Below are 20903 nucleotides of genomic sequence, written 5' to 3' on the forward strand. Positions count from 1 at the left end.
GCAAGTGGTCACGCAGGCTGTAACCATGACATCCAAGGAGACTCTCAGCATCCACCAGCCCGAAGACATCCTGGGCTACATTCCGCACATGCTTGGCTATTGGCCTGAAGACAGCCTGGTGGCGATCACCATGCAGGGAAAAGTCCTGGGAGCCACCCTGCGCACGGATTTGCCGTCCAACCATTCGCGCCGGAGCCACAAGGGATTCGCGGAACAGATCCGTAACTACTTGGTGGCGGACAAGGAAGCCGACGGTGTCGTGCTCGCGTTATACACAGACTCCGGCTGGGAGGACGGCGGCGTTGTCCGCACCATGGTGCCCTTGCTGAGCGAGCTGCAGGACTGCCTTGACCGCGTGGATTTGACCGTCAAGGATGCCTGGCTGGTGGGTTCTGAATACTGGCGCAGCGCCTACTGCACGGATTCCGGCTGCTGTCCTGTGCCGGGTCATTCAGTGGATCGGATCAAACACAGCCGGCTGAGCGCAGAGATGGTCTACCGGGGGAGGAGCATTGGCCCGTCACCGCTTGCCAGCGCCGGAACGGCGTGGTGCAGGAACCCCGGCCCATTGGACGCCAAGGTTGCGGCGGCCCAGGCCAAGTACGCCGCTGAACTGCTGGATCATGGGCGGAGCGAGGGATGCCTGGACGCTGTCCTCGGAGTGTGGAAATTTGTCCTGACGGAACGCGGGCAACGGAAACCTCTCAATGCCGCGGTGGCCGAGGACGCTGGGTTGATGGGCTTCCTGCGGGCTACCCTCACTGTGACGGCCTGGCGGGACGCGGTGGTGGTGATGGCTGCTGCAGGGCATGGGTCCGCGAAGTCCGGTGCCACCGCGTTCGGCATGTTTATTGAGGACGACGGCGCGTGGTCCGGTTTCGACCCGGCGGACCTTGGCTTACCGGCACCGGCTCTGCTTCCCGCCGACGTGGACGCCGACGCAGATGGGAACGTGGCGGTGGCCGGTCCGGGCGTCAGTCCAGACGTTTACACCTACGGTGATGTCTTGCTGGGCATGCGACCCGACAAACCGGACTGGGCATCCCTCAATGGACTTGCGGAAGTATTGACGAGCTTGTGCGTGGAGGACGAGGCGGGGGACGTGGCCGCAGCCTCCCTGACCCTCCGGGGATGGATTTCCTGGTGCAAGGGGAGCGGCTCCGTGGCACATGCGCAGTTGAGGCGCGCTGCTGTGGCTTCTCCCGGGTACCGGCTCGCAGAGTTGCTGGATGGAGTTCTTGGGCAGGGGATCATCTGCGAATGGGCCCTGCGTCCGGACTCCGCTTGGCGCGGGAATCGCGGAGTTCCGGCATAGTCGCCCGGCAATTTCAGGCGTGGGTTTTCCAAAACCGTGAGACAATGGATGCCGAGACCCGGTTGGGTCCGCGTTCGAATGCCTGACTTTTTCTGGAAACGGGAACATTTCAGTGCCGTTGCGAGTTCTACCAAAGGACTCTGCAAGCGGCGATCGCATTTGAAATTGATCGCGGACTTGACAGGGTCATAGTGGTGTTGCCCGTATGGTGATTCCACAGACCGCCGCTAGAAAGGTTTTCTGTGACTCCGTCTTCCGTCGAGAAGGAACCCGCCGCCCAGGCCGTATTGACCGCTGAGGAAAAGAAAGCGGCGACATCGGCCAAGCGCGCTGCAACCCGTGCTGCCAACAAGGCATCAGAAGGTGACGCTGGCAAGCCGGCGCCGAAGAAGCGTGGACCCAAGCCCGGCGCCAAGGCCGCCGCTGAAGCCGCCAACGAGTCCTCAGGCGCCGACGCAGACGACGCCAATGCCGAGGATGAAGATTTCGATCCAGCCGCGGCCGAAGAGGTCGAGGTAGCCGACGACGATGCCGAGGACGGTGCCGCCGCTCCCAAGAAGGCTGCTCCCTCGGGTACCGGGTTCGTCTACTCCGATGCGGACGATGACGACGCTCCGGTCCAGCAGGTCATGTCTGCCGGTGCTACCGCAGACCCCGTCAAGGACTACTTGAAGCAAATCGGCAAGGTCGCCCTGCTGAATGCCGAGCAGGAGGTGGACCTCGCTCTCCGCATTGAGGCCGGCCTCTTTGCCGAGGAAAAGATCAACGCCGACGACGGTTCCATGGACCCAAAGCTGAAGCGTGAACTCGAATTCGTCATTCACGACGGCAAGCGCGCCAAGAACCACCTCCTCGAGGCCAACCTTCGCCTCGTGGTGTCCTTGGCCAAGCGCTACACCGGACGCGGCATGCTGTTCCTAGACCTGATCCAGGAAGGCAACCTCGGTCTCATCCGCGCTGTTGAGAAGTTCGATTACACCAAGGGCTTCAAGTTCTCCACCTACGCAACGTGGTGGATCCGCCAGGCGATTACCCGCGCCATGGCTGACCAGGCACGAACCATCCGCATCCCCGTGCACATGGTTGAAGTCATTAACAAGCTTGCCCGCGTGCAGCGCCAGATGCTTCAGGACCTGGGCCGCGAACCCACGCCCGAGGAACTCGCCCTTGAATTGGACATGACTCCTGAAAAGGTTGTTGAGGTCCAGAAGTACGGTCGCGAGCCCATCTCGCTGCACACACCCTTGGGCGAGGACGGCGACTCGGAGTTCGGCGACCTGATCGAGGACTCCGAAGCTGTTGTTCCGGCCGACGCCGTCAGCTTCACGCTCCTGCAGGAGCAGTTGCACTCGGTGCTGGACACCCTTTCCGAAAGGGAGGCCGGAGTCGTTGCCATGCGCTTTGGCCTGACCGATGGACAGCCCAAGACTTTAGACGAAATCGGCAAGGTCTACGGTGTCACGCGCGAGCGTATCCGGCAGATCGAATCCAAGACCATGTCCAAGCTGCGGCACCCGTCGCGGTCCCAGGTCCTCAGGGACTACTTGGACTAAAAAGTACTGCACCCGTGAAAAGGCAGTCCACCATCAGGTGGGCTGCCTTTTCAGTGGGGTATCGCCGTGATCTGTGTGGCCGCAAAAGCTGCCGCAAAAGCAACAAGGCCCCTCCCGGAGGGAGGAGCCTTGTCCGCTTCTTATGCGCCGGATATCCGGCGTGCCCTGTCCTTAGTCGACGGGGACGGGAGCCTTCTCGTTGAGGCGCTCGGTCTCATCGTGCCAGTCTGAAGTCATCGGCCTAAGCGTGGCTTCAACTGCACGTGCGTGGTGGCCACAGAAGAGCAGCTCACCACCGGAGGACTCGAGTACAACGCGGACGTATGCCTGGGCTCCGCAACGATCGCACCGGTCAGCTGCGCTCAGCGTGCGGTCTGCAACTGCTGTTGTCATGTCGGCCTCCTTAGTAGTTCTGTACATCCATATAACCAGCATTCGACGCAGATCCATGGCAAGGATGGGTCACTTTCGCTGTCCGCGTATCACATGTACGTAACGTGGCCGCCCACGTCGGGGGTCAAGGGAGTGGCAACCCTTGGCTGTCGGTAGCCCCGGCTAACCTAGTAGAGGCAGAAGTTTGCCGATGCACTATGCCCAGCATGCCTGGGAACACCATGAGCCATACCTTGAAGGAGCACACCCCCACGTGGCACCGAGTTCTGAATACAACGCCCGGCACTTGTCCGTTCTGGAGGGCCTTGAGGCCGTTCGCAAGCGGCCCGGCATGTACATCGGTTCCACCGACTCCCGTGGCCTCATGCACTGCCTCTGGGAAATCATCGACAACTCGGTCGATGAGGCCCTGGCCGGCTTTGGCCACGACATCAAAGTGATCCTCCATGCTGACAACTCGGTGGAAATCCATGATGACGGGCGCGGCATCCCGGTGGACGTTGAGCCCAAAACCGGCCTGTCCGGCGTCGAGGTTGTGTTCACCAAGCTCCACGCCGGCGGTAAGTTCGGGGGCGGCTCCTATACCGCTTCCGGTGGCCTGCACGGCGTGGGCGCATCCGTGGTCAACGCTTTGTCGAGCCGGCTGGACGTCCAAGTGGACCGGGGAAGCAAGACCTACCAGATGTCCTTCCGCCGCGGAGAACCCGGCCGCTTTGTGGATGCAGGCTCCAAGCCCACACCCAACGCTACCTTTGAGCCGTTTGTTGAAAAATCCGTTCTGGATGTGGTCGGGAAGGCAAAACGCGGCGTCACAGGCACGCGCGTGCGCTACTGGGCCGACCGCCAGATCTTCACTCCTGACGCACGCTTCTCCTATGACGATCTGGTGGCGAGGGCGCGGCAGACGTCGTTCCTGGTGCCCGGCCTGAAGATTACCGTCCGTGATGAACGGAAGCTGGCCGGGACGCCCGGTGAAGCAGGCATGCATGAGGAAGTGTTCCACCACGACGGCGGCATCTCGGAGTTCGTCGAGTTCCTGGCCGCGGACTCGGGCGTGACGGACGTGTGGCGCCTCCACGGCTCGGGCAAGTTCAAGGAAACAGTGCCCGTACTGGATGAGAACGGGCACAGCCAGATCGCTGAGGTGGAGCGCGATTGCGAGGTAGACATTGCCCTGCGCTGGGGTATCGGCTACGAAACCACCATGCGAAGCTTCGTCAACATCATTGCCACGCCCAAGGGCGGAACCCACCAGTCCGGTTTTGAAGCGGCCCTCCTGAAGACCTTCCGCAAGGCCGTGGAAACGAACGCCCGCAAGCTGAAAGCGGGCAATGACAAAATCGAAAAGGACGATATCCTCGCCGGGCTCACGGCCGTGCTGACCGTCCGCTTGGCAGAGCCGCAGTTCGAGGGCCAGACCAAGGAAATCCTGGGCACGTCAGCGGTACGGGCCATCGTGGCCAAAGTTGTGGAGAAAGAGATCACAACGCGGTTGAATTCCGCCAACCGGAATGACAAAGCCCAGTCCGCACTCCTGCTGGAAAAAATGGTCAGCGAGATGAAGTCCCGGATCTCGGCCCGTGTCCACAAGGAAACCCAGCGCCGCAAAAACGCCCTGGAAACCTCGTCGATGCCTACCAAACTGGCCGATTGCCGAACGGATGATGTAGCGCGGTCCGAGCTTTTCATCGTGGAGGGTGACTCCGCACTGGGCACGGCCAAGCTTGCGCGATCGTCCGACTTCCAGGCGCTGCTGCCCATCCGGGGAAAAATCCTGAATGTCCAGAAGGCGTCGGTCGGGGACATGCTCTCCAACGCCGAGTGTGCGGCCCTCATCCAGGTGGTGGGGGCAGGCTCGGGGCGAAGCTTCGACATCGAAGCCGCACGGTACGGCAAAGTCATCCTCATGACGGACGCGGATGTGGACGGCGCCCACATCCGGACCCTCCTGCTGACCCTGTTCTTCCGCTACATGCGCCCCATGGTGGAGGCAGGGCGCGTTTTCGCAGCCGTTCCGCCCCTGCACCGGGTTGAAGTCATCAATCCCGGCCAGAAAGCCAACGAGATGATCTACACCTACTCGGAGGCCGAGCTTCACGTCCTCCTGGCCAACCTGGCCAAGGAGGGTAAGCGCTACAAGGAGCCCATCCAGCGCTACAAGGGCCTGGGCGAGATGGATGCCCAGCAGCTTGCCGAAACCACCATGGATCCCCGACACCGAACGCTGCGGAAAGTGGGCATTGACAGTGCTCAACGCGCGGAGGAAGTGTTCGATCTGTTGATGGGTTCGGATGTGGCACCGCGCAAGGAGTTCATCATCGCCGGGGCCGCGACCCTGGACCGGGAACGCATCGACGCCTGATGTCCCACGAACTGCCTTAGCCCAGTAGCCCCGGAACAATCAGCAAAGCCGTGGGAACGGCCAGCAGCAGCGCTGAGGCCACCAGGACGGTGATACGCAGGGCCTTGGTCAGGGGCGGGCGGGGCGACAGCAAGCGGCTGACGCGTGAGGCGGTGGTCCGCGGCGAGTCGGCACCGCCAGTGGCGCTCACGGAGTTGCCCTCCACCACTGCGCCGCCGGCATTGAGCGTGTTCGCTCCGGCTGCGGGCTGGCTTGTCCCGCTGGACACAATGGCAATCGCCTTGATGAGCGTCCCCTTGCTTTCCGTCCGCAGGGCCACATCATCGGCAAGCATCTCGATCAACGAGTTGACGGCTGTCTGGGCCAGGCGGGTGGTGGGAAACCAGGGCAGTGCTTGGCGCCACGCGGCAAAGGCCCACAGGAGAAGATCGTGCCGCTGGGAAAGGTGGGCATTTTCGTGGATCAGCACGGCCCTGAGCTCTGCCGGTTCCAAAGCGGCCATGAGTCCGTCGGAGAGAACGGTCACGGATCGGGCGCCACCGGGGAGGCAGTAGGCCACCGGAGAGTCATGGTTGATGACAACGGTTCCCGGGCCGTCGTCGGACGGGGAGGCCAGGAGGGCCAGCAGTTCGCGGTGCCTCCGGCGCTGGCGTTCAATTTTGTAATACGTCAGCAGCAGGGTGAAGACCAGGTGTGCGGTGAGGAGCGCAGCAGCCGACAGGGCGAAGAGGTGCCAGAAGCCCAGCGCGGTGGTGGGTTCGTTGTTGAAGACCATCCCGCCCAGGCTTCTGAGGCCGGCCAGGAGATTGTCACCAATGGGTTCCAAGCCATAGACCAGCATGGCGCCGATCATGGAGAGGCCACCCGCAAGTGCGATCGCCTGCCAGAGGACCATGGCGGTAAAGGGAGACCGGGCAGGCCATTGCGCGCGCGACAGCAGCACAGGCACAGGCCACGCCAGAATGATTGCCAGGACCGCAAGCAGGTATGAGGTCCAGAACATAGTGGCTAATTGTAGCCGAGCAGCTTGCGCAGGGTAGCGGCTTCGCTTTCAGTGACAGAGCCGATGAACCGGGCCAAAACGGCCTCGCGGTCCGGGGCTGAGCCCAGGACTTCATGCATGAGCTCGGCGGTGTGGTCCGCCCGGCTTGAGACGGCCTGGTAACGGTGCGGGCGGGTGCCGCGCTCACGTTCAACGAGCCCCTTCTTTTCCAGCCGGGACAACACGGTAAGGACGGTGGTTACTGCCAGGTCCTTGCCCTGATGGCCGGCCGTGCCGTCGCCGGCCGCTGAATCCTGCGCCAGAAGATCGCGCAGGGTGTTGGCAGTTGCTGCTTCGTGGCCCGCCCAGAGCAGATCCATGACTGCCCGCTCGAGTTCCCCAAGACTTGCCATCAGTACATCCCTACCTTCCGCATCCCAACAACAGCACTTCTGCTGCCCGGTGCGACGATCCAACATTCATTCACTAATTTACCGCTTTCCAGCTCTTCATTCTACGTCAGGTAGAACTATCGGCGCGCCGCGGCCCTTGAGGGGCACTTGTGCGTGCGTAACGCCACTTGAAGAATGGGGGTAGTCGCTCCGCATTTGTTCTACACTGTGTAGAAGATAGCTTTTCTACGAAACGTAGAAGTATCGTCTCAGCTCTTCAGTCCACCGCACAAAGGACAGCCATGGACGCTTTGGAAATCGCACGCTGGCAATTCGGCATCACCACCGTTTATCACTTCATGATGGTGCCCCTGACGATTGGTCTGGGCTTGGTGGTGGCCATCATCCAGACCATCTGGTACCGCACGGGCAAGCCCGAGTACCTGCGCATGACCAAGTTCTGGGGAAAGCTGTTCCTCATCAACTTCATCATGGGCGTGGCCACGGGCATCGTCCAGGAGTTCCAGTTCGGCATGGCGTGGAGCGAGTACAGCCGCTTCGTCGGGGATGTCTTCGGCGCACCGCTGGCTCTGGAAGCGCTGTTGGCGTTCTTTGTGGAGTCAACGTTCCTTGGGTTGTGGATCTTCGGGTGGAAGCAACTCAAGCGGGGTGTGCACCTGGCCTGCCTCTGGATCGCGGTGATCGGATCCGTCTTCTCCGCCTACTTCATCATTGTGGCCAACTCCTGGATGCAGCATCCCGTGGGCGTTGAGATGGTGGACGGCCGCCCGGTCATGACCGACGCATGGGCAGTCTTCACCAACAACACCGCGCTGGTAGCCGTGCCCCACACGCTCTTCGGTGCTTTGGCTGTGGCCGGAGCGTTCCTTCTGGGCATCGCCTGGTACCACCTGTGGCGTCGGCGCCACGACGGAATTGACGTAGTGGGCAAGGACGGAAAAATCATTCCGGGTGAATCCGCTGTCCCCGGCCGTGACAAGTCTGACTACACGGTCTGGATGAAGTCCCTGCGGATCGGCGCAGTGGTAGCCATGATTTCCTTCGCCGGAACAGCCATAACGGGTGATCTCCAAGGCAAGCTCATGTTTGAGCAGCAGCCCATGAAGATGGCTGCCGCTGAAGCCGCCTGCCACGACGGAACGGGCTTCTCGGTCCTGAGCGTCGGCAACCTCGGAGCCAAGAACTGCGACGATATTGTTGCGGTGATCGAAGTCCCCGGCATCCTGTCCTTCCTGGCAAAGGGCGATTTCACCACCGAGGTCAAGGGCGTCAACAGCCTGCTCGGCGAGTACAAGGAAAAGTACGGCACACACCTCCCGGACAATCCCCTTTACGGCGAGCGCGCCGGCCAGGAGATCCAGTACGTACCCGTCATGGAAGTGACCTACTGGGGATTCCGGATGATGATCGGCTTTGGCGGATTGGCTGCCATGGCGGCGCTCGTGGCTTTGTGGGTGACCCGCAAGGGAGTTGTTCCTGAGTCCAAGTGGATGATGCGCCTGGCGGTCTTCGGAATTCTGGCACCGTTTGGGGCCAATGCGGCTGGGTGGATCTTTACGGAGATGGGGCGGCAGCCCTTTGTGGTGGCGCCGAACCCGGACATGAACGGTATTGACCAGGTGTTTATGTTCACGGCCGCCGCGGTGTCTCCCGGGGTCAGTGCGGGTGAACTGATGACGTCCCTGGTGGTCCTCACAGCGATCTATGCGGTGTTGCTGGTGGTCGAGGTGAAATTGCTGGTCAAGTACGTCCGGGGTGGAGTGGCGTCTGCGATGCCCGAGCTCGCCCACAGCCGGAAGGACGGGGACCCGGACCACAAGAACAATGACGACGGCGGTCCGGGCAAGTCCGGAGACGACGTCCTGGCCTTCGCTTACTAGCCAAAGGGGAAATGACTATGGAACTGTTGCCAACCATTTGGTTCATTGCCATTGCCGTGTTGTGGACCGGTTATCTTTTCCTGGAGGGCTTCGACTTGGGCGTGGGCATGCTGATGAAGCTGTTCGCCCGCAACAACACGGACCGCCGGGTTCTGTTGAACACCATTGGCCCGGTGTGGGACGGCAATGAGGTGTGGCTCCTCACGGCGGCCGGTGCAACTTTTGCTGCTTTCCCGCTCTGGTACGCGTCTCTGTTTTCGGCGCTGTACCTGCCCCTGTTGTGTGTTTTGGTGGCGTTGATCTTCCGTGCCGTGGCTTTCGAGTACCGCGGGAAGGTTGACTCGGAGCGGTGGCGGAACCGGTGGGATTGGGCCATTGCGCTGGGTTCCTTCGGTGCTGCCTTCGGGATCGGTGCCGCGTTGGCGTTGACCACCACCGGCCTGCCCCTCAACGGCAATGGTGACCGCGTGGGCGGTCCCATGGCCTGGTTCAGTGGCTATGCGGTGTTGGGTGGCCTCGGCGTGGTGGCCTTCGCGCTGGTGCATGCGCTTGCCTTCCTGGCGTTGAAGACCGACGGCGAGGTGCGGCACCGCGCCCGGGCCTGGTTTGTCCGCCTGGTTCCGGTGGCTGTGCTGCCCATGCTGGGCTGGATGGTGTCGGTGCAGTTCCTGAGTGGGAAATGGTGGACCTGGGCTCTGGTGGCCGCGGGCATCATTGCCGTGGTGATTGCGTGGCAGCTGGCCCGTGCAGGGTTTGAAGGCCGGGCGTTCAGTGCCTTGGGGGCGTTCATTGTCTGCGCCACGGCTTCGATCTTTGGTGCTGCTTTCCCGGTGGTTATTCCGTCCACCATTGATCCTGCCTTCAACTTGACCATTTCCAATGCCTCGTCCTCCGATTACACGCTGGGCCTGATGAGCATTGTTGCCGCCGTGGGACTTCCGTTGGTGATCGCCTACCAGTCGTGGACCTATTGGGTGTTCCGGCGCCGGGTGAGTGCTGCCCACATACCTGAAGCGCATGGTTTCCTTCCGGCGATTGCCGCCAAGGTGTTGGTGGCGAAGGAGGCCCCGGCCCGGCGGGATCCGGCGGGTCCGGGGAACACTGACTAGCCCCACACCACCCGCCACGCTGAGTACCCGCACCAGCCCACACCAGGAGCCCAGTTACCGATGAAACCAGTGTTTCCTTCCGGCCCGGCCACGCGATCCGCTCTCTACGGTATTGGCGTGTTGTCTGCCTTGAAGGCGTTGTCCCTGGTGTTGATGGCCCAGGCGGTGGCCGGCATGCTGGCGGGCCTGGCTTCCGGGTCCGGGGACTGGGCCGACGGACTGGTGTGGGGTGCAGCAGGAGCGGTCCTGCGCTCCTTGACGGTGTGGGCGCAGGGGGTGGCTTCACGCCGTGCGGCGTTGGGCGTCAAGGAGGAGTTGCGGGCACGGTTGTTGCGGCACTCCCTTGCGGACGGCGGCAAGCCTGCTGAGGGGATGAACGACGGCGGGCTGGCGATCCTTGCCACGCGCGGCCTGGATGCGCTGGACGACTATTGCACGCAGTACCTCCCGGCCTTGGTCAACTGCGTCACGGTGCCATTGCTGGTGGGGGCGCGCATCCTCTTCGCTGACTGGGTCAGTGCCGTGGTGATAGTGCTGACGGTCCCGTTGGTTCCATTGTTCATGGTGCTGATCGGCCGCCATACCGAGGACAGTGTGCGGGAAGCGCAGAGCACCCTGCGGCGTCTTTCGGGCCACATCCTGGAGCTGGCCAAAGGCCTTCCCGTTTTGGTGGGCCTGGGCCGGGCCAGCGAACAACGTGCAGCCCTTGAAGACATTTCCGAGCAATACCGCCACCGCACCATGGGCACCCTGCGGACTGCCTTCTTGTCTGCCCTGGCCTTGGAGCTCATAGCAACCATCTCCGTGGCGGTGGTGGCTGTCTTCATCGGCGTACGCCTGGTAGCCGGTGACATGGCCCTTGAAGCGGGCCTGCTGGCACTGATCCTCGCCCCTGACTGCTACCTGCCCCTGCGGGAGCTCGGTACAGCCCATCACGCCAGTGACGACGGCCGGGATGCCCTGCAGACCACCAATGAGGTCCTGGATACCCCGCTGCACCACGGCGTCAGTGGGCGTTCAGGCGGTGGACCAACGGACGCAGTGGTCACCGGGCTCATGGTCACATACGCAGGCAGGTCCACTGCCGCCGTCGGGCCCATGAACTTCACTGCGCCGGCAGGGCGCGTCACCGCACTGGACGGGGACAGCGGCTCCGGCAAGAGCACGGTCCTGGCAGTGATGGCAGGGCTGATCGGCCCGGGGTCCGGCACCACGGTGCAGGGAAGCATCACCGGAATTCCAGCGGTGGCCTGGGTGCCGCAGCACCCTGTGATGACGGCGGACTCCGTGCAGGAAGAGGTCGAACTGTACTTGGACGGGCTGGAAGGCCCGCACGCGACTATCAGCGACGCTGCCCGGCGGGTCCTGTCAGAAGTCTCCGCCGGGCACTTGGCCGGCAAGCACCCTGCCGAGCTCAGCCCCGGCGAACTCCGGCGGGTGGCATTGGCGCGTGGACTCGCACGCGTGGAAGCGGGCGCCACGCTGCTGCTGCTCGACGAGCCCACAGCCCACCTGGACCGGTACTCAGCCGACGTGGTGCGAGGGGCCATCCAGGGTTTGCGGGGGAGGGTCACTGTGGTCCTGGTTGCCCACGACCACGCCACCCGGGCATTGGCCGATCATCTGGTACAGGTGGGAAGCAAACGATCCGCTGCGCCTGCACTTGCCCACCCGCCCACGGTGGATCCTGCAAGCAGCGTTGACGGGTTGTCCAGCGCCGACCGCCCGGCCGCCACGCAGCCACGCCACATCGCAGAATTCGCTGGAAACGCCCAGGGTCGACGGTCATCGGCGGTGAGCCTGGCCCGGCTCCTGCGCATCCTGAACCCTGTCCGGGGGAAGTTCGCTGCTGCCGGTGCGGTCGGCGTCCTCGCGGCCCTCTTCGCCGTAGCCCTGTCCGGGCTTTCGGGCTGGCTGATCATCCGCGCCAGCGAACAGCCACCCATCCTCTACCTTCTGGGGGCAATAGTCGGAGTCCGGTTCTTCGGCATTGGACGGGCTGTCCTGCGCTACTGCGAAAGGCTCCTGACCCACGACGCCGTCTTTGCAGCCATGACCCGGCTTCGCGGAGCCTTGTGGGCCACACTGAGCAGGCGCGCCCTCTCCCTGCGACGACTCCTCCAGGGCGGTAACGTCCTGGGTTCCATCGTGGACGATGTTGACACCCTCCGGGACCTCCTTCCCAGGGTGGCACTGCCGGTATTCACTGCGGTGGGTGTCGGCGGTGCAGCCGTGGTGGCCACCGTCATGGTGCTCCCTGCTGCTGTTCCGGCCGTCGTGGCAACCGTGGTGGTCGGTCTGCTGGTCGCACCGCTCCTGGCTGTCGTTGCGGACCGCAACGCCGCCAATGCCGAACAGCGCATGCGTTCGGTGGTGCTCCGCGGCGTCGCCGCAGCCCTTGATGCGCGGGCGGACCTCGCGGCCAACGGAGTCGGCGAACCCGTTCTCCAGACGCTGCGCACCAAGGACCGCGCCGCAACTCTCTCTGCCCAGAGATCGGCTTGGGCCGAAGGATTGGGACAGGGAGTCATCGTCCTGGGATGCACCCTGGGGGCCCTGTGGGCAGGCATGTTGAGTGCACCGTCGGTGATGGACGGAACGGTGGCCCCGGAACTGGCGGCGGTCATTGTGCTGATGCAGCTGGCCTTGGTTGAAGCATTCGGCGGTGCCGTGTCAGCCGTTCGTCAGGCGCCGGCGCTCGCAGCCGTGCTGGCCCGGATCGCGGAATCCGGTGCGTTTGATCCTCCGGGGGACGAGGAACCGGAGACGGTCGACGGCGGCATCCGCATCCTGCCGGACAGGCCCGGCGCCGCCGGGCTTGAGCTAAAGGACGCTGCTGCCGCTTGGCCTGGCGGGCCTGAGGTCTTTTCCGGTATCTCAGCCGTAGCGGAGCCCGGACGGTGGCTCAGCGTCACGGGACCCTCAGGGGCCGGCAAGTCCACGTTGCTGTCAGTGCTGCTTGGTTTCCTGCCATTGCAGTCCGGGACCGTGCACCTGACCGGAAAGGCTGCCTGGTGCCCCCAGGAAGCCCACCTCTTCGACTCCACTATCCGGGCAAACCTGCTGTTGGGGAGGCCTGCGAAGGAAAAGCCCAGCGAAGCGGACATGATGAAGGCTTTGTCCGACGTCGGGCTGGACGCCTTGGTGCACACCTTGCCCGACGGGTTGGACTCCAGGATCGGTCCCGCCGGCTCCCGCCTCAGTGGGGGAGAGCGCCAGCGGCTGGCCATGGCACGCACCCTCCTGACCGGTGCCTCGGTGCTCCTGCTGGACGAGCCCACTGCACACTTGGACGCGGGCGCCGCACGCGAACTGATGGCCACCCTCCGCCGTGGCCTCCGGGACGTCACCGTGGTGCTGGTGACCCACAACCCCGACGATATGGATCCCGCGGACGCCAGGCTCCACCTCACTGCCGCTCCGCAGCTGGACAGCTCCAAAGGTGGGTGGTCCAAAGGTGGGTCGTCCAGGGGTGGGTCGTCCAGGGGTGGGTCGCAACTGGTGGGACGCCCTGCACCTCAGTAGCCTGTTGCCATGTCCCAGGAATCCGCACAGCACCTGCCCGACGCCAACGCCACCGGACTGCAATGGCGGGCCGCTTCGGGGGAGGACCTCGACAACTGGGCGGACCTGATCGCCCGCACCGCCGCCGTCGAGCATCCTGTCTGGTACGAAAAGCGGGGTGACCTTGTCCACGTCCTGGAATCCACCAAGAACCCAGCCCACAGCAACACGCTGCTGGGACTGGACCAGGATGGCGTTGCGCGCGCGTACGGACGCATTTCCAAGAACCCTGAAGGGGACAAAGCCACAGGCATGGCGTGCGTGGATCCACAATGGCAGCGGCGCGGCGTAGGCTCCGCCGTGCTGCTCTGGCAGGAAGGGCAGACCCGCCGCCGTTTCGCAGCGGACAACGCCGCAGGGCATACGCAGGCACCGCCGCGGTTACGGGTCCAAACGGAGGAGCAGCACGAGCACCAGGCTGCGCTGCTGAAAGGCCACGGCTACGCGGCTGTGAGGTGGTTCAACGAAATGCACCGCCAACTCACCGTGGAGCTGCCCGCAGCGGTACTGCCACCCGGATTGAAACTGCGGACCCTCGAACCGGGCCTGTTCGAACCCGTGCGGCAGGCACACAACGACGCATTCCGCGACCACTGGGGCAGTGAACCCAGGGACAAGGAATCCTGGCGTTTCACCGTCGAGGAACCCACGGCCCGCCACGACCTCAGCGCAGTGGTCATGGACAGCGGTTCCGGGGAAGTGGCCGGGTACCAGTTGACCAGCCATGACCCTGCGTCTGCCCGGGAGCGGGGATACAAGGAGGGGTATACGGAACTTTTGGGTGTGAGGCGGGACTACCGGGGCAGGGGAATAGCCCAAGCCCTCCTGGCGGACGCCATGAAGCGGTATGCGGCCGCCGGTATGGACGTGGCTTCACTGGATGTGGACTCGGCCAATCCCACGGGAGCGTTGGAGCTGTATCTGGGAATGGGTTACGCCCCGGTGACCCGGAGTATGACGTGGGAGAGGATGCTTTAGCCGTCCACATCGTGCAAATGGTGGACCACGTCATGGAGGAAGTACCGCGAGAACGTCAGCACCGTGAAGGAGGATCCATTGCTGCGCGTTCCCGTCCGCGGCCAATCCTCCTCGTGAACCCGGGCAAAGGACTCCGCGATGGCGTTGCCCTCTGTCTCGAGCTCTTCGGCTACCGTCCGGGGATCAGCTGCCGAGTATCCGCCATCAATGGCGGCCTGGTCCTGGTCCCAGTTCTCGAACCTGGCGTCGTCCTCGGTCAGCATCAGGTTGAGCCGCTGGTCGAACAGGCTGAAAACGTCCCGGACATGGCACGCGTACTCAAGACCGGACCACGTTTGATCATCGGGCCGCACATCAACATCGTCCCGACGCAGGACCGCACGCCACCGGGGCAGCATGTTCACCACGATGCCTGGGACGGTGGCCGGGGTCACCGTTGAGGGATCAAAAAGGCACTCCGGACAGGGAGCAGTCAGCACCCAGGTCCAGTCTTTTTCGTCAGGAATGATTGGCATGCGGCCAGTCTAAGCTGCGGCGTCCCGTGAACAGTCCGGCGTCCCGAAAATGGCTGTCATTTTTGGATTTCTTCGCCACCGGCCCAGGAGTAAAGTTCGTTCCGGGAGGAGAGCCGGAAAAGAGAAAGAGATGCTCAAAGATCAGCAGGTTGGTGCCGTCTTACCGGCACAGGACATTGCCCGGGCGCGCGCTTACTACAGCGAGAAACTCGGACTTGAACCGGAGAACCCCGACGCCGACGACAACCTCCAGTACAGGTGCGGTGACGGGACGGGATTCTTCATTTATCAGACGCCGAACGCAGGCTCGGCGAAAAACACGCAGATGGGGTGGATGGTCACCGACGTCGCGGCCGCCGTTGCCGAACTGCGGGACAAGGGCGTGACGTTCGAAGACTACGATTTCCCCGGCCTGACAACAGAAAACGGCGTCGCCACCATGCCCGATGGCAGCGCTGCAGCGTGGTTCCTGGACAGCGAAGGAAACATCCTGAGCCTCAACCAGAACGGCTGATCAAACCAGGTTGTCTTAGCCGGCGACGTCGCTCCACGCCATGCTTGGCCCGATTGCTTCCACCGGCTGGGACAACGGAACACCCGAGCCATCACGGCGGCCGTGCTCATGGGGCAGTGCCCGCGCCACGCCTGCCAGTGACGAGGCCTTTGCAGGCCCATGCCCTGCCCATGCCATCAGCAGGGTGTCCTCGCCCTTAAGGAAGCGGTGCGCACGTACGCCACCCGTGGCGCGGCCTTTGACGGGATACTCTTCAAACGCTGTCACCTTCGCGGTTCCGGGGGCTGTGCCCGGGAGGGCGCCCACGGTCCCGGCAATGGTCACCACGACGGCGGCGGGATCGTCTGCGCGCACGGCGCCGAAGTGGATGACCTCGTCACCGGCAGCAAGCTTGATGCCAGCCATGCCTCCTGCCGTGCGTCCCTGCGGACGGACGGAGGACGCACTGAACCGAAGCAATTGGGCTTGCCTGGACACAAAGACGAGGTCGACGTCGTCCGCCTGCGCCGGTTCAACAGCGAGGACTGAATCCTTGTCCTTTAGGGCGATGATTTCCCAATCTTCGCGGTTCAACGGGTAATCCGGTTGGACGCGCTTCACGACGCCCTGCACCGTGCCAACAGCCAGAACGGAATCAAGGGGAACAAACGCCACCAGCGCCTCGCCCTTGAGCAACGTGATGAAGTCCTTGGCAGGTACGCCGCCTGCAAGGTTCGGCAGGCCGGAAACCGGGGGTAGAGCCGGCATGTCCATGACCTGCAGCCGCAGCATCCGGCCCTGGGACGTCACGGCGCCGATTTCGCCGCGGGCCGTGGTCTTCACCACGGAACGGAAGACATCGTGCTTGGCGCGCGGGCCGGCCTCGGCAAGCGGCTCCTGGTTCGAGGTGCGGGCCACCTGTCCCGAGACACTGAGCAACGCCCAGCACGGATCGTCCGGAATCTCCAGGGGCAGGGCAGCAGCCTTGCCCTTGGGCCCGGGGGTCGAGGCAGCCAAGGCGGCCGCCACTGTTGGCGAAACAGCCTCCGACTCCAACAGGACGGTGCGACGCGGCGTGCCGTACTTCTCGGCAATGACCGCCAGCTCGCCGGAGACCAGGTCCCGCAGCAGTTCATCGGAGGCCAGGATGGCTTCCAGGGCCTCAATCTCGCGGCGCAGCTCGTCCTGCTCCTTCTCCAATTCAAGCCGGGAGTACTTGGTCAGCTGACGGAGGCGCAGCTCCAGGATGTAGTTTGCCTGGATCTCGGTGAGGTCGTAGATGGACATGAGGCGCTCACGTGCTGCGGACGCTTCGTCCGAGGACCGAATGATCTGGATGACCTCGTCAATGTCCACGATCGCGATCAACAGGCCCTCCACCAGGTGGAGGCGGTCCTTCTTTTTGCCCAGGCGGAAGGCGGTGCGGCGGCGCACCACTGTGAGGCGGTGCTCCACGTACACCTGGAGCAGTTGCAGGAGCCCCAGGGTCTGGGGCTGGCCGTCCACCAGGGTGACGTTGTTGATGCCGAACGAATCTTCCATGGGCGAGTAGCGGTACAGCTGCTGAAGGACGGCGTTGGGGTTGAACCCGTTCTTCAGCTCAATGACCAAACGCAGGCCATGGTTGCGGTCGGTCAGGTCCACCACATCGCTGATGCCCGTGAGCTTCTTGGCGTTGACGGCGTCCTTGATCTTCTCGATCACCTTCTCCGGACCCACCATGTAGGGCAGTTCGGTCACCACCAGCCCGGTGCGTCGGGCCGAAAGCTGCTCCACTTCAACCTTGGCGCGGGTCTTGAAGGAGCCACGGCCCGTTGCGTAGGCATCCCGGATGCCGTCCAGGCCCACTATGCGGCCGCCGGTGGGCAGATCCGGCCCGGGGACGAACCTCATGATCTCTTCCAGCGTCGCGTCCGGGTTGGCAATCAGGTGCCGGGCCGCAGCGATCACCTCCACCAGGTTGTGGGGGGCCATGTTGGTTGCCATGCCCACGGCAATGCCGGTGGTCCCGTTCACCAGCAAGTTGGGGAACGCGGCGGGCAGGACATCCGGCTGCGTCAGCTGGTTGTCATAGTTCGGGACAAAGTCCACCACGTCTTCATCGAGGTGGTCCGTCATGGTCAACGCAGCAGCTGCCAGGCGGGCCTCGGTATAACGCGGGGCTGCCGGACCGTCGTCGAGTGAACCGAAGTTGCCGTGGCCGTCAATCAGAGGCAGGCGGAGGGAGAAGTCCTGGGCCATGCGGACCATGGCGTCGTAGATGGCGGCATCGCCATGGGGGTGCAGCTTACCCATGACCTCACCCACAACGCGGGCACTCTTGACATGGCCACGGTCAGGCCGCAGGCCCATATCAGCCATCATGTAAAGGATGCGGCGCTGTACGGGCTTCAAGCCATCACGGGCGTCAGGGAGGGCGCGCGAATAAATCACTGAGTAGGCGTACTCCAGGAAGGAGCCTTCCATCTCTGAAGTGACGTCAATATCTACGATGTTCTCGGTGAAATCGCCGAGGGGCTCGCCTTTGCGTGCGGAAGATTGGCTGCGGGCCATGGGGTCGGTAAATCCTCGAAAGTTGTCCTGCGGATGTTTTAGCTAGGCTAAGCCTATGGTGGATCAGTCCGGCGTCGGCATTTATCCGGAATATTGGGAGGCCGATGTCGTGCTGCGCGACGGCGGCACAGCCCACCTCCGCCCCATAAGACCCCAGGACGCAGAGGCCCTGCAGGCGTTCCATGCCGGTCAATCGCAGGCATCGATCTACATGCGGTTCTTCTCCTTCAAGCCCAGGCTCTCGGGCAAGGAAGTGAGGCGGTTCACCGAGGTGGACCACGTCAATCGCGTGGCCTTCGTGATCACCATCGGTGGGGAGATCATGGGAATCGGTCGCTATGACCGGCTGGATGATCCCACGGAAGCCGAAGTGGCCTTCAACATTTCCGACGCCCACCAGGGCCGGGGCATCGGCTCGATCCTCCTGGAACACCTGGCCGTGGCGGCCCGCGAAAACGGCATCCGGCGTTTCACGGCCGAAGTCCTGCCGGACAATCGCAAGATGCTGATGGTCTTCGCCGACGCGGGCTACGACCTCAAGCGCCAGTTCGACGATGGCGTGGTGTCAGTCGAGTTCAACATCGACCCCACCGAGAAATCCCGTGCCGTGATGGAGTCACGTGAGCACCGCGCCGAGGCAAGAAGCGTCCGCGACCTCTTGTCGCCGTCGTCCATCGCCGTTATCGGAGCCAGCAGGAAGTGGGGAGCCGTGGGCTCCCAGCTGCTGGAACACATCATTGAAGGTGGATTCAAAGGGCCGGTCCATGCCGTCAACCCGGAAGCCTTCGAACTGGCCGGGATGATGTCCTTCGCCAAGCTTTCGGATATCCCCGATCCCGTCCAACTGGCCATCATCGCCGTGCCCTACGACGAAGTCCCCAAGGTAGTGGATCAGTGCGCCGCAGCCGGCGTCAGAGGCCTGGTGGTGGCCACTGCCGGGTTCGCGGACGACGGCGAACGAGGCTTGGCACGCCAGCACGAGCTGGTGCGTCGCGCCAGGGCCAACGGCATGCGCGTGGTGGGACCCGAATCGCTGGGAATCCTCAACACCCACCCGGACGTTTCCCTCAACGCCTCCATGGCACCCACCATGCCGCCGCGGGGGAGCCTCGGCCTTTTCAGCCAGTCCGCCGCCGTTGGGGTGGCGGTCTACGCGGCCGCCAGCCGCCGTCACCTCGGCTTGTCGTCGTTCCTCTCCGCCGGCAACCGGGCCGACGTCTCCGGCAACGACGCCATGCAGTACTGGGAAGACGACGCCGACACCTCCGCAGTGGGCCTCTACCTGGAATCCATCGGCAATCCCCGCAAATTCTCCCGCCTGGCACGCCGCCTGTCCCGGAACAAGCCGGTCATTGTTGCCAAGTCCGACGTCACCGGACTGACCCTCCCGCCAGGACATGAAGTCCGCACCACCCAGGCACCAGGGGCCGCCGTGGATGCCATGATGCGCCAAGCCGGCGTGATCAGGGTGGAAACAATTGAGCAACTCATGGACATCGCCCAGATAGTCTCCTCACAGGAACTGCCCAAGGGCCCCGGAGTGGCGGTCCATTCCAACTCAGTAGCCTTGGCCAGGGTGGTCACCGACACCTCCAATGCCCTGGGATTGGAGATCAAGCGCGTGGTCACCGACGTGGACCTGGACGCCGGCATGTCCCTGGCCCTGCCCGCTTTTCAGGCCAGCCTCCGCCAAAGCCTGACGGACGACGCCGTGCACGCAGTGGTCGCCGCGCTGCTGCCCGCCCGTGGGCTCACTGTGGAGGCGCTCGCCGCAGTCCTTGCAGAGTGCGCTGCCGAGGCAGGCAAACCCGTAGTGGCCGTCTTCACCGGCATCCTGGACCCTGCCATCCATGCCGAAGGAATGGTGGGGCCACGTAACGGCGCCCTCCTTCCTTGCTACTCCAACGTGGGAGCTGCCGTGGCCGCCATCGCAGCGGTGGTGCGTTACGCCCAGTGGCGGGACCGCGATCAGGGTCTCTTTGTTGAGCCTGCCGGCTGCGATGCCGAGGCCACCCATGAGGCATTGGCGGCCATGCTGGCCGGTGTCACCGGAGAGAAAATCAGGAAGCTCGACGCCGGTGCTGCAGCAGCTTTGTTGGCCGGCTACGGCATCGAGGTGGTGCCCACCATCGGTTTCAGAACGCCGGAGGAAGCTGTAGAGGCCGCCGAAACGGTGGGGTGGCCCGTGGTGTTGAAGACCACCGATCCTGCCCTCCGTCACCGGCTGGACCTGGGCGGAGTCCGGCTGGATATCCAGGATCCGGCGTCCCTGCGCCAGAACATCGAACAGATGCGGCGCGCTTTGGAGCCCTACGGGTCGCCCGCCCTTGAGGTCCAAGCCATGGCCCCCGTCGGACAGGCCTGCACCTTCCGGGCCATGGAAGATCCGCTGCTGGGACCCGTGGTGTCCTTCGGCCTGGCCGGTGACGCCGTCAATCTCCTGGATGACTGGGCGCACCGGGTTCCGCCGCTCTCGGCAGCTGACCTGCACGACCTCATCCGATCGCCCAGGGCCTCCAGGAAGCTCTTTGGCTACCAGGGGTTGCCTGCTGTGGACATTGAAGCGTTGGAGGACGTGGCGGCGCGGCTTGCCAAGCTCAAAGATGACCACCCGGGCATTGCGCTGGTGGAGTTCAACCCTGTTTTGGCAGGACCCGCCGGGGCCATCATCCTGGGCGCGGACGTGTGGATCGGCAACGCGGCCCAACGGACCGACAGTGCCCGCCGGGCCATGCGTGGTTAGTCACAGCACGGTGCTCCACAGTTAGGAAGTCACCCGGCGATCTGTGAAAA

The 20903-nt window shown here is 63.7% G+C and carries 14 protein-coding genes; 9 read left to right on the plus strand and 5 right to left on the minus strand.

Translation table 11 applies throughout. From position 1 onward, the window contains the following. The first annotated feature begins 25 nt into the window (after positions 1-25). Complete coding sequence (locus JOE60_RS07720; protein WP_167269058.1) at positions 26-1315, plus strand: DUF4192 family protein; 1290 nt, start codon at positions 26-28, stop codon at positions 1313-1315. A gap of 242 nt (positions 1316-1557) precedes the next feature. Further along, complete coding sequence (locus tag JOE60_RS07725; protein ID WP_167269056.1) at positions 1558-2868, plus strand: RNA polymerase sigma factor; 1311 nt, start codon at positions 1558-1560, stop codon at positions 2866-2868. 171 nt (positions 2869-3039) lie between these two features. Here the strand turns inward: JOE60_RS07725 and JOE60_RS07730 are convergent, their stop codons facing one another. Then, positions 3040-3261 carry a DUF7455 domain-containing protein gene (locus tag JOE60_RS07730; protein WP_167269053.1) on the minus strand — a complete coding sequence of 74 codons (222 nt, stop codon included), beginning with the start codon at positions 3259-3261 and terminating at the stop codon, positions 3040-3042. Positions 3262-3514: 253 nt separating this feature from the next. Between JOE60_RS07730 and JOE60_RS07735 the strand changes: the two genes are divergently transcribed. After that, on the plus strand, positions 3515-5623 hold the full coding sequence (locus JOE60_RS07735) for a DNA gyrase subunit B (protein WP_167269051.1): 2109 nt from the start codon (positions 3515-3517) through the stop codon (positions 5621-5623). Between the two features lie 16 nt (positions 5624-5639). Here JOE60_RS07735 and JOE60_RS07740 read toward each other — a convergent pair whose 3' ends face one another. Beyond that, positions 5640-6626 (minus strand): M56 family metallopeptidase, encoded by a 987-nt coding sequence (locus tag JOE60_RS07740; protein ID WP_167269049.1) that lies wholly within the window; start codon positions 6624-6626, stop codon positions 5640-5642. Between the two features lie 5 nt (positions 6627-6631). Next, a complete protein-coding gene (locus tag JOE60_RS07745) occupies positions 6632-7018 on the minus strand; it encodes a BlaI/MecI/CopY family transcriptional regulator (RefSeq protein ID WP_167269046.1) in 387 nt (128 codons plus the stop codon). Between the two features lie 281 nt (positions 7019-7299). On the opposite strand from JOE60_RS07745, the gene JOE60_RS07750 reads away from it, so the two are divergent. Genes JOE60_RS07750 through JOE60_RS07765 form a run of 4 tightly spaced genes read left to right on the plus strand, consistent with a single transcriptional unit; the run spans position 7300 to position 14549 of the window. After that, on the plus strand, positions 7300-8898 hold the full coding sequence (locus JOE60_RS07750; protein ID WP_167269044.1) for a cytochrome ubiquinol oxidase subunit I: 1599 nt from the start codon (positions 7300-7302) through the stop codon (positions 8896-8898). Between the two features lie 17 nt (positions 8899-8915). Next, positions 8916-10007, plus strand: a complete 1092-nt coding sequence (gene cydB, locus JOE60_RS07755; RefSeq protein ID WP_167269092.1) for a cytochrome d ubiquinol oxidase subunit II — start codon at positions 8916-8918, stop codon at positions 10005-10007. Positions 10008-10067: 60 nt separating this feature from the next. After that, entirely contained in the window at positions 10068-13532 is a 3465-nt protein-coding gene (gene cydD, locus JOE60_RS07760; protein ID WP_167269041.1) for a thiol reductant ABC exporter subunit CydD, read from the plus strand. A 9-nt stretch (positions 13533-13541) separates the two neighbouring features. Continuing rightward, positions 13542-14549 carry a GNAT family N-acetyltransferase gene (locus JOE60_RS07765; RefSeq protein ID WP_167269038.1) on the plus strand — a complete coding sequence of 336 codons (1008 nt, stop codon included), beginning with the start codon at positions 13542-13544 and terminating at the stop codon, positions 14547-14549. On the opposite strand, the gene JOE60_RS07770 is transcribed toward JOE60_RS07765, so the two are convergent. Continuing rightward, positions 14546-15064 carry a DinB family protein gene (locus JOE60_RS07770; RefSeq protein ID WP_167269036.1) on the minus strand — a complete coding sequence of 173 codons (519 nt, stop codon included), beginning with the start codon at positions 15062-15064 and terminating at the stop codon, positions 14546-14548. The two genes, JOE60_RS07765 and JOE60_RS07770, sit on opposite strands and share 4 nt — an antisense overlap. Positions 15065-15194: 130 nt before the next feature. Here JOE60_RS07770 and JOE60_RS07775 point away from each other — a divergent pair, with 130 nt between their 5' ends. Then, a complete protein-coding gene (locus tag JOE60_RS07775) occupies positions 15195-15578 on the plus strand; it encodes a VOC family protein (protein WP_167269034.1) in 384 nt (127 codons plus the stop codon). 15 nt (positions 15579-15593) lie between these two features. Here the strand turns inward: JOE60_RS07775 and JOE60_RS07780 are convergent, their stop codons facing one another. Further along, on the minus strand, positions 15594-18110 hold the full coding sequence (locus JOE60_RS07780; protein WP_167269032.1) for a DNA gyrase/topoisomerase IV subunit A: 2517 nt from the start codon (positions 18108-18110) through the stop codon (positions 15594-15596). 55 nt (positions 18111-18165) lie between these two features. On the opposite strand from JOE60_RS07780, the gene JOE60_RS07785 reads away from it, so the two are divergent. Next, positions 18166-20853, plus strand: a complete 2688-nt coding sequence (locus JOE60_RS07785) for a bifunctional acetate--CoA ligase family protein/GNAT family N-acetyltransferase (RefSeq protein WP_167269029.1) — start codon at positions 18166-18168, stop codon at positions 20851-20853. The last annotated feature ends 50 nt before the right edge of the window (positions 20854-20903 follow it).

Source organism: Paenarthrobacter ilicis (assembly GCF_016907545.1).
Taxonomy (GTDB): domain Bacteria; phylum Actinomycetota; class Actinomycetes; order Actinomycetales; family Micrococcaceae; genus Arthrobacter; species Arthrobacter ilicis.